Origin of the sequence: Temperatibacter marinus, assembly GCF_031598375.1 — a bacterium.
Classification (GTDB): domain Bacteria; phylum Pseudomonadota; class Alphaproteobacteria; order Sphingomonadales; family Kordiimonadaceae; genus Temperatibacter; species Temperatibacter marinus.
In genome coordinates, this window is record NZ_CP123872.1 from 678,442 (window position 1) to 693,611 (window position 15,170).

At 43.8% G+C, this 15,170-nt stretch carries 16 protein-coding genes; 8 read left to right on the forward strand and 8 right to left on the reverse strand.

Translation table 11 applies throughout. From position 1 onward, the window contains the following. Nucleotides 1-3: 3 nt before the first annotated feature. Nucleotides 4-1,041: a hypothetical protein gene (locus QGN29_RS03055; protein ID WP_310799201.1), complete on the reverse strand. Its 1,038-nt coding sequence runs from the start codon at nt 1,039-1,041 to the stop codon at nt 4-6. A gap of 169 nt (nt 1,042-1,210) precedes the next feature. Between QGN29_RS03055 and QGN29_RS03060 the strand changes: the two genes are divergently transcribed. After that, nucleotides 1,211-1,993 carry a HesA/MoeB/ThiF family protein gene (locus tag QGN29_RS03060; protein WP_310799202.1) on the forward strand — a complete coding sequence of 261 codons (783 nt, stop codon included), beginning with the start codon at nt 1,211-1,213 and terminating at the stop codon, nt 1,991-1,993. Further along, nucleotides 1,993-2,400: a DsrE family protein gene (locus tag QGN29_RS03065; RefSeq protein WP_310799203.1), complete on the forward strand. Its 408-nt coding sequence runs from the start codon at nt 1,993-1,995 to the stop codon at nt 2,398-2,400. The genes QGN29_RS03060 and QGN29_RS03065 overlap by 1 nt, the downstream gene beginning before the upstream one ends. A gap of 3 nt (nt 2,401-2,403) precedes the next feature. Here the strand turns inward: QGN29_RS03065 and QGN29_RS03070 are convergent, their stop codons facing one another. Continuing rightward, on the reverse strand, nt 2,404-4,008 hold the full coding sequence (locus QGN29_RS03070; protein WP_310799204.1) for an EAL domain-containing protein: 1,605 nt from the start codon (nt 4,006-4,008) through the stop codon (nt 2,404-2,406). Between the two features lie 133 nt (nt 4,009-4,141). Here QGN29_RS03070 and QGN29_RS03075 point away from each other — a divergent pair, with 133 nt between their 5' ends. Beyond that, on the forward strand, nt 4,142-6,193 hold the full coding sequence (locus QGN29_RS03075) for a S9 family peptidase (protein WP_310799205.1): 2,052 nt from the start codon (nt 4,142-4,144) through the stop codon (nt 6,191-6,193). Nucleotides 6,194-6,257: 64 nt separating this feature from the next. Here the strand turns inward: QGN29_RS03075 and QGN29_RS03080 are convergent, their stop codons facing one another. Beyond that, nucleotides 6,258-7,997, reverse strand: a complete 1,740-nt coding sequence (locus tag QGN29_RS03080) for an amidohydrolase (RefSeq protein WP_310799206.1) — start codon at nt 7,995-7,997, stop codon at nt 6,258-6,260. A gap of 159 nt (nt 7,998-8,156) precedes the next feature. On the opposite strand from QGN29_RS03080, the gene QGN29_RS03085 reads away from it, so the two are divergent. Further along, the gene (locus QGN29_RS03085; RefSeq protein WP_310799207.1) at nt 8,157-9,560 is read left to right on the forward strand and encodes a putative O-glycosylation ligase, exosortase A system-associated; all 1,404 of its coding nucleotides are present in this window, start codon (nt 8,157-8,159) and stop codon (nt 9,558-9,560) included. Nucleotides 9,561-9,565: 5 nt separating this feature from the next. Here QGN29_RS03085 and QGN29_RS03090 read toward each other — a convergent pair whose 3' ends face one another. Further along, nucleotides 9,566-9,874 (reverse strand): hypothetical protein, encoded by a 309-nt coding sequence (locus tag QGN29_RS03090; RefSeq protein WP_310799208.1) that lies wholly within the window; start codon nt 9,872-9,874, stop codon nt 9,566-9,568. Nucleotides 9,875-9,926: 52 nt separating this feature from the next. Next, nucleotides 9,927-10,961 (reverse strand): phage shock protein operon transcriptional activator, encoded by a 1,035-nt coding sequence (gene pspF / locus QGN29_RS03095; protein ID WP_310799209.1) that lies wholly within the window; start codon nt 10,959-10,961, stop codon nt 9,927-9,929. Between the two features lie 268 nt (nt 10,962-11,229). Between pspF and QGN29_RS03100 the strand changes: the two genes are divergently transcribed. The 4 genes from QGN29_RS03100 to pspC all read left to right on the forward strand — a co-directional run bounded on the left by QGN29_RS03100 (nt 11,230) and on the right by pspC (nt 13,015). Beyond that, nucleotides 11,230-11,400 (forward strand): hypothetical protein, encoded by a 171-nt coding sequence (locus tag QGN29_RS03100; RefSeq protein WP_310799210.1) that lies wholly within the window; start codon nt 11,230-11,232, stop codon nt 11,398-11,400. A 236-nt stretch (nt 11,401-11,636) separates the two neighbouring features. After that, the gene (gene pspA / locus QGN29_RS03105; RefSeq protein ID WP_310799211.1) at nt 11,637-12,338 is read left to right on the forward strand and encodes a phage shock protein PspA; all 702 of its coding nucleotides are present in this window, start codon (nt 11,637-11,639) and stop codon (nt 12,336-12,338) included. Nucleotides 12,339-12,411: 73 nt separating this feature from the next. Beyond that, a complete protein-coding gene (gene pspB, locus QGN29_RS03110; RefSeq protein ID WP_310799212.1) occupies nt 12,412-12,642 on the forward strand; it encodes an envelope stress response membrane protein PspB in 231 nt (76 codons plus the stop codon). After that, nucleotides 12,629-13,015 (forward strand): envelope stress response membrane protein PspC, encoded by a 387-nt coding sequence (gene pspC, locus QGN29_RS03115; protein WP_310799213.1) that lies wholly within the window; start codon nt 12,629-12,631, stop codon nt 13,013-13,015. The genes pspB and pspC overlap by 14 nt, the downstream gene beginning before the upstream one ends. A 40-nt stretch (nt 13,016-13,055) precedes the next feature. Here the strand turns inward: pspC and QGN29_RS03120 are convergent, their stop codons facing one another. The 3 genes from QGN29_RS03120 to recR are packed head-to-tail and all read right to left on the reverse strand — an operon-like array spanning nt 13,056 to nt 15,169. Further along, complete coding sequence (locus tag QGN29_RS03120) at nt 13,056-13,433, reverse strand: GFA family protein (RefSeq protein WP_310799214.1); 378 nt, start codon at nt 13,431-13,433, stop codon at nt 13,056-13,058. Then, a complete protein-coding gene (locus QGN29_RS03125) occupies nt 13,426-14,523 on the reverse strand; it encodes a CaiB/BaiF CoA transferase family protein (protein WP_310799215.1) in 1,098 nt (365 codons plus the stop codon). The genes QGN29_RS03120 and QGN29_RS03125 overlap by 8 nt, the downstream gene beginning before the upstream one ends. 37 nt (nt 14,524-14,560) lie before the next feature. Continuing rightward, entirely contained in the window at nt 14,561-15,169 is a 609-nt protein-coding gene (gene recR, locus QGN29_RS03130) for a recombination mediator RecR (protein ID WP_375164667.1), read from the reverse strand. Nucleotide 15,170: the final 1 nt, after the last annotated feature.

Genomic DNA, 15,170 nt, shown 5'->3' on the forward strand with positions numbered 1-15,170 from the left:
CCGTTATTTATTTGGAAATACTATTTTTTTGAGAATTCTCATAAAATCTTCCCAAGATTCATCACTATATTTATACACAATTTCACAACCTTGCCCATACCATAATCTATCACACTGCCTGCTTCTACTATTCCCTGCCTTGTATTGAGTATCTAAGGTGTGAATTCTATAGGTATAAATTCCTAAAGCATTTGATAGGTCTGCTACTAACGTTGATGTAGATATAACTTTATCTAACTGTGATATTACAAAGGCTAAAGTATTAATATCATTAAAAAAATCGTAACTGGGAAAATGAATTAGAGAGTCCGAAAATGTAGATTCTGCCTCTCTTATCTCGTCCAAATCATGACTATATTGTAAAGACACGCAAGTAAATTCTATCTCTTGGAAGAGGTACCCATAATCGACAAGGGTCGTGTAATTGAGAGCCCTTACAGGATCAACCTTAGTAGATGTCGTGCAAACACCAATCGCTTTATGCAATTTATTGGGATAAAGCGATATTTCTTCAGCCTTTAGATACCCAGAACCCTGAGCTCCATCCTGTTTATCCCAAAATAATCCTTCTAAAGAACCTGAGGCTAAGATTATATCATAAACTACATCTGGTATCTCGCTTACAACATTGCATTGATGAAAATTATACTGAACCAAGGGCTTGATTTTTGGAGGCACCAGCAATGAAACTTTGCATCCTAACTCTATAATTTTATTAACATAAAACAAATGACGAATAAAATCGCCTAACCCTTCTTCAGCACATATTAAGATATGTTGATTTTCATTTATATTACTTAAGTCTAATGATAGTTTAGGGTTACTATATGTCTGACGAAGTCCCAAGCTCAAGCCAGTATCATAATCTTTCTGCCAGAGAGACCTATCTTTACACTCATGACGGTTTACTAAAGCAGTAAGATATCTTAAATAGTCACTATTCATAAAACCTGAAGGTGCCGACGTCAGGAGTTTTTTAAACGATCGTAAGTCACCGGAAAAATATATTTTTTTCAATTGATTGAATAATTCTTTATACATAATCCAAATAACTTTAACTTTCAGAAAACATTCATCACATTCAGCTAATCATTTTATTTGCATTTAAAGTGAAAAAATGAGTGAGTAAGTGAATAATAATTGTAATAATGACTTTGTCAAAATCTAAAGAATAAACTAGTTCCTGCGAAACAGAAAAAAGATTCAGACAATGACACAAGATACCGACCTTTTAGACCTTACAGACGATCAACTGGATCGATATAGCCGGCATTTGGTTTTACGTGAACTGGGTGGAGCAGGACAGCTTAAGCTTCTTAAGGCTAAAGTCCTTGTCATCGGAGCGGGCGGTCTTGGCTCCCCCCTTCTTCATTACCTTGCGGCCGCTGGTATAGGAACTCTTGGCATCATAGATCACGACAGTGTAGATCTTTCAAACCTTCAAAGACAAACCATTCACAAGACAGAAAACATTGGCACCTCAAAGACAGAGAGCGCCAGACAGGCCATACACTCGCTTAACCCGGATGTTTGCGTCCAGACTTACCCATATAAAATCACTGCAAACAATGCAAAAGCACTTATCGGGGAATATGATATCGTTGCAGATGGATGTGATAATTTTGAAACACGGCTCCTCGTCTCAGATATGTGCGTTGCACTCAAAAAGCCTCTCGTTTCAGCTGCCTTGGGACCATTTGATGGACAGTTGGCCGTTTTCAAACCACACGCGGGAGAAGCTCTCCCTTGCTATCGTTGCTTCGTTCCCTCTGCGCCGCCAAGATCTGAAGCACGAAGCTGTTCTGATGTGGGTATTATCGGTGCTCTTGCAGGCGTCATGGGGAGCATGCAAGCCCTAGAAGTTATTCGGGAAATCAGTGACTTCGGCCCCTCAACAGCCGGTCAAATTACTTTCTTTGACGCGATGACGTTAAAAAGCCGCATGGTCAAATTACCAAAAGATCCTGCCTGCTCTGCATGTGGAGACAGCTAATGGCGACAAGGCCAATGACAATCATGGTGATTACCCCCAGCGCTGAAACAATTCATCAGGCGTTGCTCACTGCAACCAGTGCCTGTTCAATGGGTCAAAAAACCTATCTTTACTTTGGGAAAGAAGCAGCCAAAGCACTTGTTCAAGATCAATGGGTCATGTTTAAAACCCATAACGGTGAAAGCGCTATGACAATGGATAAACGCCTCGAAGAACAAGGTTTAGCGGATTTTCAACTACTTCTAAGTGGCTTAGCTGGTATGAATGCCTCTCTCTATATCTGTGAGCAGGCCATGAAAGAATATGCCATTGATCCTCTATCGCTTCTCCTTTCGCCGCAGCCAAAACCTATTGCCCTTTCTGACTTAATTGTCAAAGGCAGTGGAGGGGACTGGTTAACTTTTTAAAAGTTAAGGAACCAGAGGAGAGGGCAAGGGTTTAGAATAGTAATAGCCCTGGGCATAATCTACCCCAAGGGCTTCCAGAATGTCTGCTTGAAACCGTTCTTCAACATGTTCGGCAATCGTTTTAACTTCCAGATCTTTACACAACCTTATGATGGTCAACAACATCCCAGGACGCAATTCTTCACGGGTAAGGTCACGAATAAAAGCCCCGTCAATTTTCACATAATCAACATCAAAGGCTCTTAAATAATTGAGGCCTGCTGCACCCTTTCCAAAATCATCGATGCTCAAGGCAAAACCAATTTTCTTGATTCTGTTAAAAATGCGCCCGGCACGCTCGACATCTGATACCGCACTGGATTCAGTCAACTCAATCATAATTTGGCCGCAAAGATGCTTGTTTTCTTCAAGAAGTTTGAGCAATTTTTCCATATGATTTTCACTGGATAATGTTCGGCCAGATAAATTTACTGCAAGGCGCAGTTTTGTGTCTAACCGTCGATAGCTCTCAATGCTTTCAATGGCTTTCGTAAAGACAGCCAAATCGAAATTTTCAATCAGACCAATATCTTCTGCAAATTGTATCAGTTCAAAAGGCGTGTCACCTTGAATAACATCATCAAAGCGAGACAGAATTTCATGGTGACTTATCTCACCAGTTTTCAAATCATAGATGGGCTGATAGTTTAGCTTGAAAGACCTGTTTTCAATCACATGATCAATGGCTGTCATTCTGGTTTTTGCTTTCACAGCCACATCTTCATAAATTTCCGTTATGCTCTCAAAATTAAGCTTTGATGGATCTTTAGAAAATTGAGTAAAAACATATGACAAGGTTCTGATAACCTGCTGTTCAGTCATTTCAGCATCATCGCTGGTTTTCACAGTACTCACTGAAGTTTTAAGCAAACCCGCTTTGTCGACTTTAGCCACAGCTGTTTGAATTTCCTGCTCAGAGGTTTGGCCGTGATGCAAAATAGCAAAATCAGTTTCATTAATTTGACCTGCCATGGTGCCGTCAACAGAAAGTGATCGGAAGTGAGCTGCAATATTATTGATTAGGCTGCGAACCTCTTTCGTGCCCAATTTTTTTCGTGTTTCTTCTAACCCTTCAATATGCGCCATCGTTAATTTCACATCACCACCGCTCAGGGTGGTGCCACGCATTGTCCGGCCTGCAAGCTCAAGAAAACCAGTCCGATTAATCAGACCCGTATTTGGGTCAAAATGATCTTGCATCATACCATAATCATTCGCGAGAGGAGCTGAGCGCAGTGCAATATAGATCGCTTCATCCGTCATGTGCAGGGCAAAAACTCGAAGATTGATTTGACCCCCCACTGTATTTTTGAAACGAACAGGCAGAGGTCCAAGACGTTTTTTCTCTGCAATTCGGGGGAAGAAGGCATCAATGAAAGGCATATCTTCATCCACAACTAAATCATGGATTCTCTTGCCAATTAATGTCGTTTCCTCAGAGGGTGTAATGCGAGAACAGGCACCGCCTTCATAATGAATTTTCCCACTCACATTAACTTCTAGAAATATCTCCGCAGAAGCGAAAGCAAAAGCAACAAATCGTTCTCTGTCCTTTTTGATATCCTGCATTCTTTAACCTTCACCCAATACAATCGCATTCCCTAACGAATATTCATACCCTGACAGTCAAGACCGCTCTAGTCAACATTGAATTATTCTGTTAGCGTGCTGATCTCGTTGAAATCCAATAGGGGGATATCAAATGACTCTTGATAATCTTAAAAAAACCTTCTCTGTAATAGCACTTGCCTTACTCTGCTATCTACCTGCTTATGCTGCAGAGGATAAGCTTTCTTATAAAGATGTTTTTGCCATAGAATATGCTGCTAATCCTGTAATGATGCCTGATGGTAAGACTGTTCTCTATGAACGGCGCTCCATGGATATGATGACTGATAGCATGAGAATAAATCTATGGACCGTGAACCTAGATGGCACAGATCATTTGCCTTTACTCTCCGGAAAGGCAAGTCACCGAGCTGCCAGCTTCAGTCAGAACGGCAAAAAAATGGCTTATCTTTCCAGCAAGGAAGGGAAAACCCAAATCTACGTCCGGCATATGGAAAGCGGTAAAACGGCACGAGTGACCGATGTACAAATGGGACCATCAGGCTTGTCTTTTTCTCCTGATGGTAAATGGATCGCTTTTTCCATGTTCACCCCGACAGCGTCTAAAAAATTATTCTCAATTCCTTTCCGCCCAAAGGGTGCTGAATGGGCGAAAGAGGCTACTTATATCGACAGCACTCTTTTCCAACGTGACGGGTCAGGCATGCGCCGCCCTGGAAATATGCAAATATATATCGTTCCTGCAGACGGCGGTACGCCTCGTCAGATTACCAAAGGGGCTTTTGATCATGGCGGTCGCATGGCATGGAGCCCAGAAGGCGATAGTCTCTTCATCTCGGCCAATCGTCGCCCTGACAATGATATGGATATATTCAACAGCGACATTTATCGTCTATCCATCATCGATGGATCGCTCACGCAACTCACAAGCACATCAGGCCCTGAAGGCAGTCCTACACTGAGCCCTGACGGTACAATGATTGCTTTCACTGGATTTATCGATAACGGAAAATCAAACCAAAATTCCACCCTCTATGTGATGAGTGTTGACGGCAGCGATGTTCGTGAACTCACCCCTGAAGTTGACCGTGCTATTGGCGATATCCAATGGGCAGCCAATGGCGCTGGACTGTATTTCTCCTATGATACATATGGGAAAAAGAATGTTGGCTATGTGACCCTTCAAGGTGTGAGCTCAGTAAAAACAGATGCACTCGGGGGCCAAAGTATTGGGCGTCCCTATACGTCAGGCCAATATGATGCCACTGATGACGGCCGAATTATTTTCACTCAGTCAACAGGAGATCGCCCTGCAGATCTCGCCATCGTTGATCGGTTAGGCCGCGTAACACAGCTCACAGATTTAAACAGCGATGTTTTCGCGCATAAAAAGATCAATAAGCCAGAAATTATGCCAATCACAAGCAGCCATGATGGGCGCGATCTTCTAGCTTGGATTGTCAAACCTGCGAACTTTGATCCCAGCAAGAAATATCCTCTGATCTTAGAAATTCACGGGGGTCCTCATACAGCTTACGGCCCTGAATTTTCTACTGAAGTACAGCTCTTTGCAGCTGCGGGTTATGTTGTGGTATACGGCAATCCACGGGGCAGTACATCCATGGGCTCTGAATTTGCAAACCTTATCGATAAGAACTACCCCTCAGAAGATTATAACGATCTGATGGATATGGTCGATAACGTGGTTGCAAAAGGCTATGTGGACGAAGCCAATATGTTTGTTACTGGTGGGTCAGGGGGCGGTGTCCTCACAGCTTGGATTATTGGCAAGACTGACCGCTTTAAAGCTGCCGTTGTCGCTAAACCAGTTATCAACTGGATCAGCATGGTCGGCACTTCAGACATCTATACCTTCATGACTCGTTACTGGTTTACTAAAACCCCATGGGAAGATGTAGATCAATATTGGCGTCGCTCTCCCTTGTCTCTCGTTGGCAATGTGAAAACACCCACAATGGTATTGACTGGGGAATTGGATGTCAGAACGCCCATGTCTGAAAGTGAGCAATATTACGGCGCCCTTAGAATACAAGGGGTCGAAAGTGCTCTTGTTCGCATTCAAGGTGCTTACCACGGGATTGCACGTCGCCCGTCAAACTTGGTCCGCAAAGTCGGGAATATTATCGCTTGGTTTGACAAGTATAAAGACAAAGAGGCTGAATAACCTCTCACACAGAAAAAAGGCTGGGATGACCCAGCCTTTTTTATTGGTACCTTCCACAATCATTCTATTGATCAAGGGCCTCAAAAACAATCTTCCCTTGGACCATGGTCAAAATTGGCCTAACTTTCAAAATATCCGCTTCTGGAATCACCATGATATCCTGGTGAAATCCTGTAAGATCGGCCCATTTTCCAACTGCAACAGAACCAAGATTTTCTTCTTGAAAACTGGCATAAGCTGGCCAGAGGGTAAACATTTTTAGAGCTTCTTGACGGCTGACCATTTCTTCAGGATGCCAATTGCTGTCCGAATAGCCTTTCATATCTTTTCGTGCTACTGCTGCATAAAATTCGATACGCGGATCCCCGCGCTCAACAGGGGCATCAGAACCACCTGCAATAATGACCCCGCTGTTGATCAATGATTTCCAAGCATAAGCCCCTTGTAACCGCTCATCCCCTAACCGTGATGGAGCAAAGTGTAAATCACCGATAGCATGAGAAGGCTGCATACTTGGGATCACATCCAATTGCTTGAACCGTGGAATATCATCTGGGTTTACAATTTGCGAATGCTCAATCCGCCATCTGGGGTCAGCATAGCGCCTTTCGTCTGATGGCACCAAGGCCAGAGCTTTCTCAAACCAATCCAAAACCAATCGATTGCCCTTGTCTCCTATTGCATGGGTATTGATTTGAATCCCCTCTCTAAGAGCAATCTCCAGCATCGGCATCCGCTCTTCTTCCTTCATTAACAGAAGCCCTGTCGTGTTAGCATCAGAATAGGGAGCAAGCAAAGCCGCTCCACGAGACCCAAGCGCACCGTCCATATACATTTTTACCGCTCGAGTCTGAATCTTATTGTTATCACTCTGTCGTGGTCCAGTTTCTAAAAGAAAGCGCATATCTGTATCATTTATGGAATTATAGACCCGGATACCAAGCTGTTCTCCATCAGATAACTGCTCCATAATAGAAAGCTCTTCCCAGGCCACTGACATATTATGGAGACCTGTCCAGCCATAATTGGCATAAACTTCTGCCCCCTTGAGTAGAGCTGCAGCCATTTTTTCTTGAGTCACTTTTGGCGTAAGAAGATCAAACGCATACATGGCCTTATCAACAAAAATTCCAACAGGTTCTCCGATAGCATTTTTTAAAATAGCCCCCCCGTCAGGTGCCGCACTTTCTTTATTGATACCCACGGCCTTCAGGGCTGCAGAATTCGCAACCAACGCATGGCCATCAGCCCTAAACAGGATGACAGGGACATCGCTTACTACCTTGTCTAAATCCCAGCGACTTGGAAATCTTTTCTCAGGCCAGTGCGTTTCGATCCATCCGCGTCCCATAATCACTGTCGTATCTGTCGCAACTTGTGCACGCCAATCTTTTAACTTTTCTTGCAATTGTGAGATTGACATTACGCCTTCAAGATTAAGTTCCATCTCACGTTGACCAATGCCTCTGAGATGGGCGTGGGCGTCAACAAAGCCGGGATAAACAGCCATCCCTTTTAGGTCTATGACATGCGTCTCTGCAGAAACATAGGCTTCAGCCCCTGCCCTTGTGCCCACATAGAGAAATCGACCCTCTTTAATCACAACGGCCTCAACCACTTCAGCAGAAGCTTCGTTAGTATAAATTTTCCCGCCCCAAATGACCGTATCAGCCTGCTCAACCGAGACCATCTCCTGCTGCGAGCCTGGTTGATAAACCAAATTTTCTTGGTCTTCTTGAGCAGATAGAGATAAAGGCGTCAAACTCATCCATAGAATAGTAAGAATTGATAATAATTTTGACATAGGCTGAAATTCCTCTCCAAAATGAACCTGAATTATATATAGTTTATTTGTGAAGGGGTGACAAATGCTTATGAAGCCGTCATAATAGAGGAAAGAGCTTTGGCAGCTCTCAAACTTTGATGATGCAGTCAGCACTTTAACAAGGATTGGCAAACAAGAATGCGCGGTTATTTTATTCTGTTGGGTATCTTTATGTGGATCCCTATTCTGATATTTAAGCCGCATGTAGGGATCTTGGTGTGGAACTGGATTTCACACATGGTACCGCAGGGGAATGCCCCGAATATTCAACATCTTCCCCTCTTAGATTCTGTCGCGGTGTTAACGCTTGCAGGTCTCTTTATTTCTAAAGAACCTCGTAAAATGCCCATGCATCCTATTTTCATGGCCATGCTTATTTTTTATGTGTGGACCATTTTCACGACAATTTTTGCAGGAAACCCTGGAGCCAGTGGGAAGTTTGTTCACTTAACAAAAATCTTATTTTTTGTCACTATGACCGTCATCGTTATGCAAAGCCCTCTTAGACTCAGGGCCTATTATTGGATTATGGGCTTGAGTATGGCCTTCTATGCGATCAAAGGCGGGTTATTCTTGGTGATTACCGGCGGTGCAGGAATTGTAAAAGGCGGCGGCGGCATGCTGGCTGACCGCAATCAGCTAGCCATGGCACTTTCCATGACCATCCCAATTGCCTATTATCTCTATCTGCATCCCCCTCATCGATTGCTAAAGTTGCCAATGCTGGGCTCAGTTGTCTTGACATTTTTATCAGTTATCGGAACCCAGTCTCGCGGCGGACTCATCGCCGGCCTCTCTGTGATGGGTATGCTTTTTCTGAATGTAAAAAAGAAAATGCTCGTAATCGGGCTGACTGTACCTCTCTTATTTCTTGGCTATCAATTTTTACCGGATCATATCAAAAATCGATACCAAACAATTGACACAGCCGCTGAAGAGGACAGTAGTTTTCAAGGCCGCGTCGTCATGTGGAAATATGCAGTAAACCTCACCGAAGATTATCCTATTATGGGTGGCGGCTTCCTCAGCAACTATTATAAACCTTACCAGGCCCGTTTTATGCCATTCGGACATGAACCCCTTGCGTATCATTCGGTGTATTTTGAAGTGTTAGGAGAGCATGGCTATGTTGGACTTTTCCTCTTTTTAACAATTATCTTTACCTCTTGGTTTTCAGCTGGGACTACCTATTCCATTTTAAAACAACATAAGGACTTGATGTGGTTGGCTGATATGGCAAAAACCCTCAGGCTCTCCGTCTTGGCATACAGTGTTGGCGGTTTAACGGTTAACATTTCTACGCTCGATTATTTTTATGATATGAGCTGCCTGATCATTTTAGTCCACATTATTGGCATGAAAATTTTAAGTGCGCGTGAAACGACAGAATCAACATTCAATCCTTTTGACGTAAAAGAAAAACACCTCTTTCATAAAGAGCAAGAGAGAGAAATTGTTGAAGAAGACGACAAGGATAATCCTTATAACCTCAGGCCCAAGAAAAAGAAGAAGAAATGGTCCCCTCACGGGGGTGATGGATAGGGATTCTATTCTTCACGATCAGATGAGCTTGACGCCCAGTCCATGCCTTTTGATTTTTTATATCTTAAAACCTTATAAAGAATAGCCGTCAAAGCTGCAGCTCCTATGATTGCAACAAGAACGATTGCGATGGCTGCGAAAATTTCTTCCCATTCATAAAGGCTTTTGCAGGCTAAGCTGCCCCCATCGCAAATGAATATCCGGAAGGCATAATAAACAGTAATCGAAACAAATATTAAACTTGTCACCAAGCGAACAGACTGCCATGCAGACTTATTTTTGGGAGAATTTTCTTCTGGAATTATATTTTTCATCGCTGTCATCCTTATTTTATACACTATGATCTGAAGGCCATGAAGAAGCAAGTTACAATAACGTGTGTCGCTTCAAGGCATGCCTTAATTGATCATATGAAAGGTTAAGATGCTCAGCCGTTTTGCGTTGATTAAATTTATGCTGTTCCAAGGCTAATGTAAGATGTTGCTTCTCCATTTCTTGTAACTTAGTCTTCATACAATATGCGACGTGAGAGACGACTGGCTCTGTCAAGAGCTGCTGGTTGAGCGCCTCTGCTTCATTTCTCTGTTCGCTTTTATTCTTTTGCACGGGTCTGTTGGAAATCACTTGAGGTCTGTAAGGGCTCTCAAAAGGATCAAAGACAATATCATCTAAAGGGGCTTCTCCGTCCCATGCTCTATAGACAGCCCTTTCAACAACATTTTTCAATTCGCGAATATTGCCCGGCCATTGATGCGCCATCATTGCCTCCATAGCTTGATCCGTAAACCCCGGAAACTGAAGCCACTCCTGTTCTTTGGCCATTCTCTGTCCAAAGAAGTCTGTTAGCACCGGAATGTCCTCTTTGCGCTCTCGCAAAGGAGGAACGGTAATCACATCAAAAGCCAGCCTATCCAGTAAATCATGCCTGAACTCCCCTATATCTGCAGCAGCGGGTAAATCAATATTGGTGGCCCCAATAACCCTTACATCCACATGAATTGTATCGTTACCCCCTAACCGTTCAAACTCCCCATACTCAATCACCCGCAGAAGTTTTTCTTGAGCTGCTGACGTTAAGGTACCAATTTCGTCCAAAAACAAACTGCCCTCATGGGCAATTTCGAAACGCCCTTTTCTCCTTTTGGAAGCTCCGGTAAAAGCACCAGCCTCATAGCCGAAAAGTTCACTCTCCAACAGGTTTTCGGGCAAAGCTGCACAGTTCATTTTCTGATAAACCATATTCCAGCGCTGTGACAGGTAATGAAGGCGGGCAGCGATGAGCTCTTTACCTGTGCCCCGCTCTCCAATGACCAAGACAGGCCGTTCCATGGGCGCCGCACGAGAAATTTGATCCATCACATCTAAAAAGGGATTTGAGCTGCCAATAATTTGAATATCCATAAAACTCTTCTTCTTGCGTCATCTTCTTTACTAAATATTAGCATTTATTACTAATATTTGGCAAATTATTACTAACCCTACGTGCTCTAAAAAAGGAATTTATAATTTTATTCAATAATATCAGTTAGTTACGATTTTTTTAAAAACTGGCACGCAGGCTGCAATATTTAGGGTGTAGCGAGGAAAAAAAGAATAAAACGGTCCGAGTTACGACAGCGAGACAAAAACATAAGCCCGAATGGGCCAACAATAATAAAAGGAACTAACAATGACATACGGTTTTAACCAGGTAGAAAAAATAGCCGGCACAGGCACCCTGGTGGATCTCAAGGATCAACGTAAACCTATGATGGTTAATATTGAAGCAACAGGCTTCTTTGGTGACACAACAAGTTTACGGAGACAGCGACGCCGCAACAGAATTCGCCGCCTCAATTGAAGGTTGGTAAAGTAGCTGGGTCAGGATAATAAAATAATAACAGCCTGCCCCGTCCCGAAGCCAAAAAACAAAATTATAAGGCAAGGGAAAAACCCCACGGAGGCCATTCCAAAAAGGGAGGCCAACGCAAGGCCCGAGTTTGATACGACAGCAAATGAGGGGTGACCGTCAAAGGGGGAGAGCAAAACTCTCCCCCCACGACATGAGGATAGTAAGTAATTAAAAGGAATAGTAAAATGGGTATTTTTTCACGTCTTAGCGACATCATCAATTCAAACATCAATGCGATCTTAGACCGCGCGGAAGACCCGGATAAAATCATCCGTATGGTTATCCAAGAAATGGAAGACACGCTTGTAGAAGTTCGGTCATCTGCCGCACGCGCAATTGCAGATCAAAAAGATATTGAACGTAAACTTGTTCGTATTGAAGAAGCCAGCAGCGAATGGGAAACTAAAGCAGAGCTTGCTATCTCTAAAGGACGTGAAGACCTCGCCAAAGGCGCGCTGATGGAGAAAAACAAGCTTACTGAGATGGCCGACCATCTAAAAGGTGAGATAGCCCATATTCAAGAAGCTCTGACACGCCATGAAGAAGACGTCGTGAAGCTGGATAAGAAATTGCGCGAAGCTCGAGCTAAAAAAGCAAGCTTAAAGACACGCACAAAAACAGCGCAAAACACCGTAAAACTGAAGCGCAACATCTATGACACACGTATTGATGATGCTTTTGAGCGCTTCGATAAAGTCGAACGCCGCTTGGACCGCATCGAAGGGGAAGCTGAAGCAATGGAGATGGGCCGTGAAGGAAAATCTCTTGAACAGGAATTTGCTGATCTTGAAACCACCGACGAAGTAGAAGCAGAACTGGAAGCGCTTAAAGCCAAAGTGAACGGCACTAAAAAGTCTGAAAAAAAAGAAACTGAAGCTGCTGAATAAGAACCGATAAACAAGAAGCTCTGCCCGCGGATTTAAAATCCGCGGGACAACAAAGAGACCAAGGAGACCAACAATGGAAGATGTATTTGTTATTTTAATACTGACGTGTGTCGTCCCTCTGTGGATCATTTTCCACTATATCACCAAATGGAAGCAAATGAAGGTGATGAGCCCAGATGATGAAAACACTTTTGGGGATATGCACCGCGTCGCAGAAAAGCTAGAGAATCGCATAAACACTTTAGAGCGTATCTTAGATTCAGAAAATCCAGGTTGGAGGAGTAAATATCATGACCATTCATAGTCGGACACGCTTATATAAAGATATCCGAAATGCCAAGTGGATGGGTGTCTGTGCAGGGGTTGCTGATTACTTTGGAATGACAACCTCTTCAGTCAGGATCTTAACCTTCCTAGCCGTCTTCTTTTCAGGCATTTGGCCCGGTCTGGTTGTCTACGTCATTCTCGGATTTTGTCTAGAACCTAAACCTGAGGGTTTGTATGAGAATGAAAAGGAAGAAGAATTCTGGAGAGATACACGCAAAGCACCTGATTATAGTGCTGCTGATATGCGTCGCAGATTTCGTGATATTGAAAGAAGAACAAATGATATGGAGGCTTACATGACTAGTAAACGGTACCGCTTAGACCGTGAATTAGAAAGCCTCAAAGACTAACCTTATCCCCCAAGGGGCCTCAAGCCCCTTCCTTCTAGCGCTAGCGGATCGAGTCTACATTATCCTCCCAATTCCCGCCATCAAAAGGCTCGATCTGCACGCTATCTAAATCAAAATCCTCTAAACAGCCTGCATGAATTGAGTATCCGTCCGGATGAGACCGCGGAATATAAAAACTTTTTATACCACATGCTTTACAGAAAAAATGCGAGGCAGTCTTGGTGTTGAACTGATAATTCTCAAGAGCCTCCTCCCCCTTCAAGAGTCGAAACTCATCGCGGCTTACAAAAAGGTGTAAATAGCCAGTTTTACGGCACATACTACAATTGCATTGAATAAGCTTCTCAACGTCCTCGACCATGACTTCAAATTTGACAGCCCCGCAGTGGCACCCCCCTGTATAAAGTTTTTCACTCATTCTCTAATTCCTTTAAGATGTCCTCACTATGTTGACCTGGATTTGGAAAAGCATTTGGCTGCTGTCTGCCACTCGATTGAAATCGGGGTGCCGCCACAGCTTGTTGCAAATTCGCCGATGTGTCGTAGATCCTTCTTGCTTTCATATGGGGATGATCCTTCGCCTCTGAAAGAGTCAAAACGGGAGCGAAACATGCATTACTAAAATGCAATTTTTCAACCCATTCATCCCGTGTCTTTGTCTTAAACAATGCTGTTAATTTTTCAGCCTGATCTGCCCATTTGGTCATATTCATTTGATCTAAAAAGTCCGAATCCATGTCAAGATCTAGCAAAGATAAAAGCTCTCCATAGAATTGGGGCTCAAGGGGACCTAGAGTTACGAAATGATTGTCCGATGTGGCATAAGCATTATACCAATGAGGTCCGTCCAAAAGACTGACCTCCCGCTTGTCCAGCGCCATCATGCCACTTGGCACGATATCTAATACTAAATTCATCATATGGGAAAGACCATCTATCATGGCGGCATCAATGATATCCCCTTGACCAGTTTCCTTTGCTTTCAATAAGGCCGAGAGCATTCCAATCATTAAATAATGCGCGCCTCCAGCGATATCTGCCAGCAAGGTTGGTGTGGGGAGAGGCTTCTCGCCCGCAGCGCCTGTGTAAAATAAAGCGCCCGTAATTGCAGCATAATTTATATCGTGTCCCGCATAGTCAGCCAGAGGTCCATCTTGACCCCAGCCCGTGAGACGTCCATAAACAAGCTTAGGGTTTAGGCCTTGCATCTCTTCAGGACCAAGACCTAAGCGTTCCATCACTCCAGGTCTATTGCCTTCAAAAACGCCGTCCGCAGACGCTATAAGATTTTTAGCGACTTCCAGGTCCTTCGATTTTTTCAAGTCTAAGACGATTGACCTCTTGCCCCGTCTCGTGATTCCCCCAGCAGCCGGTAGCATTGCATGTGGACGCTCAATCACAATCACATCAGCTCCTAAGTCTGCAAAATGCATTCCACAAAAAGGGCCAGGCCCAATGCCTTGAAATTCAACGATTTTCAATCCAGCAAGAGGTAAATTTTTACTCATACGTCCGTCCTTCAGTGAGAAGTTTATTGCGAAGAATTCACTCAATAGAATTTCTGGCACGCATGGCAGCCATTAATGTACCATCATCCAAGTAATCTAGTTCTCCCCCAACAGGAAGGCCATGTGCCAGAGCTGTAATTTTAACCTGCTCAAATTCTGAAAGTCGATCGCTGATATAATGGCTGGTCGTCTGCCCGTCGACAGTCGCATTCAGTGCAAGAATGACTTCCTTTATGGTGCCTGATTCAATCCGTTCCATCAAGCTTGAGATATTCAACTGATCCGGCCCGACGCCGTCCAGTGCAGACAAGGTGCCCCCGAGAACATGGTATAACCCTTTATACCCTTCACTGCGGTCCAATGCCCAAAGGTCTGCGACCTCTTCTACGATGCATAGAGTAGAGCTATCCCGGCGCACATCTTCGCAGACATGGCAAGGATTATGCGTATCCAAATTCCCGCATATTTCGCACTCTCCCACTGTTTCTGCAACGGCTTCTAATCGTTCTGCAAGTGGTGTCATCAGGCTTTCTTTTTTCTTCAACATCATCAGCACAGCCCGACGCGCTGATCGAGGGCCTAGACCTGGAACTTTTGCGAGGACCTGAATGAGACGGTCGATATCTGAAGAATGGGATTTTGGCATC

Excerpts from the sequence above, each read along its gene's own strand:
- QGN29_RS03100 (WP_310799210.1), top strand. The coding sequence starts at position 11,230 with ATGACATACGGTTTTAACCAGGTAGAAAAAATAGCCGGCACAGGCACC.
- QGN29_RS03085 (WP_310799207.1), top strand. The coding sequence starts at position 8,157 with ATGCGCGGTTATTTTATTCTGTTGGGTATCTTTATGTGGATCCCTATT.
- QGN29_RS03060 (WP_310799202.1), top strand. The coding sequence starts at position 1,211 with ATGACACAAGATACCGACCTTTTAGACCTTACAGACGATCAACTGGAT.
- QGN29_RS03125 (WP_310799215.1), bottom strand. The coding sequence starts at position 14,523 with ATGAGTAAAAATTTACCTCTTGCTGGATTGAAAATCGTTGAATTTCAA.
- QGN29_RS03120 (WP_310799214.1), bottom strand. The coding sequence starts at position 13,433 with ATGAGTGAAAAACTTTATACAGGGGGGTGCCACTGCGGGGCTGTCAAA.
- QGN29_RS03080 (WP_310799206.1), bottom strand. The coding sequence starts at position 7,997 with ATGTCAAAATTATTATCAATTCTTACTATTCTATGGATGAGTTTGACG.
- recR (WP_375164667.1), bottom strand. The coding sequence starts at position 15,169 with ATGCCAAAATCCCATTCTTCAGATATCGACCGTCTCATTCAGGTCCTC.
- pspC (WP_310799213.1), top strand. The coding sequence starts at position 12,629 with ATGACCATTCATAGTCGGACACGCTTATATAAAGATATCCGAAATGCC.
- QGN29_RS03070 (WP_310799204.1), bottom strand. The coding sequence starts at position 4,008 with ATGCAGGATATCAAAAAGGACAGAGAACGATTTGTTGCTTTTGCTTTC.
- pspB (WP_310799212.1), top strand. The coding sequence starts at position 12,412 with ATGGAAGATGTATTTGTTATTTTAATACTGACGTGTGTCGTCCCTCTG.
- QGN29_RS03065 (WP_310799203.1), top strand. The coding sequence starts at position 1,993 with ATGGCGACAAGGCCAATGACAATCATGGTGATTACCCCCAGCGCTGAA.
- pspF (WP_310799209.1), bottom strand. The coding sequence starts at position 10,961 with ATGGATATTCAAATTATTGGCAGCTCAAATCCCTTTTTAGATGTGATG.
- QGN29_RS03075 (WP_310799205.1), top strand. The coding sequence starts at position 4,142 with ATGACTCTTGATAATCTTAAAAAAACCTTCTCTGTAATAGCACTTGCC.
- QGN29_RS03090 (WP_310799208.1), bottom strand. The coding sequence starts at position 9,874 with ATGAAAAATATAATTCCAGAAGAAAATTCTCCCAAAAATAAGTCTGCA.
- QGN29_RS03055 (WP_310799201.1), bottom strand. The coding sequence starts at position 1,041 with ATGTATAAAGAATTATTCAATCAATTGAAAAAAATATATTTTTCCGGT.
- pspA (WP_310799211.1), top strand. The coding sequence starts at position 11,637 with ATGGGTATTTTTTCACGTCTTAGCGACATCATCAATTCAAACATCAAT.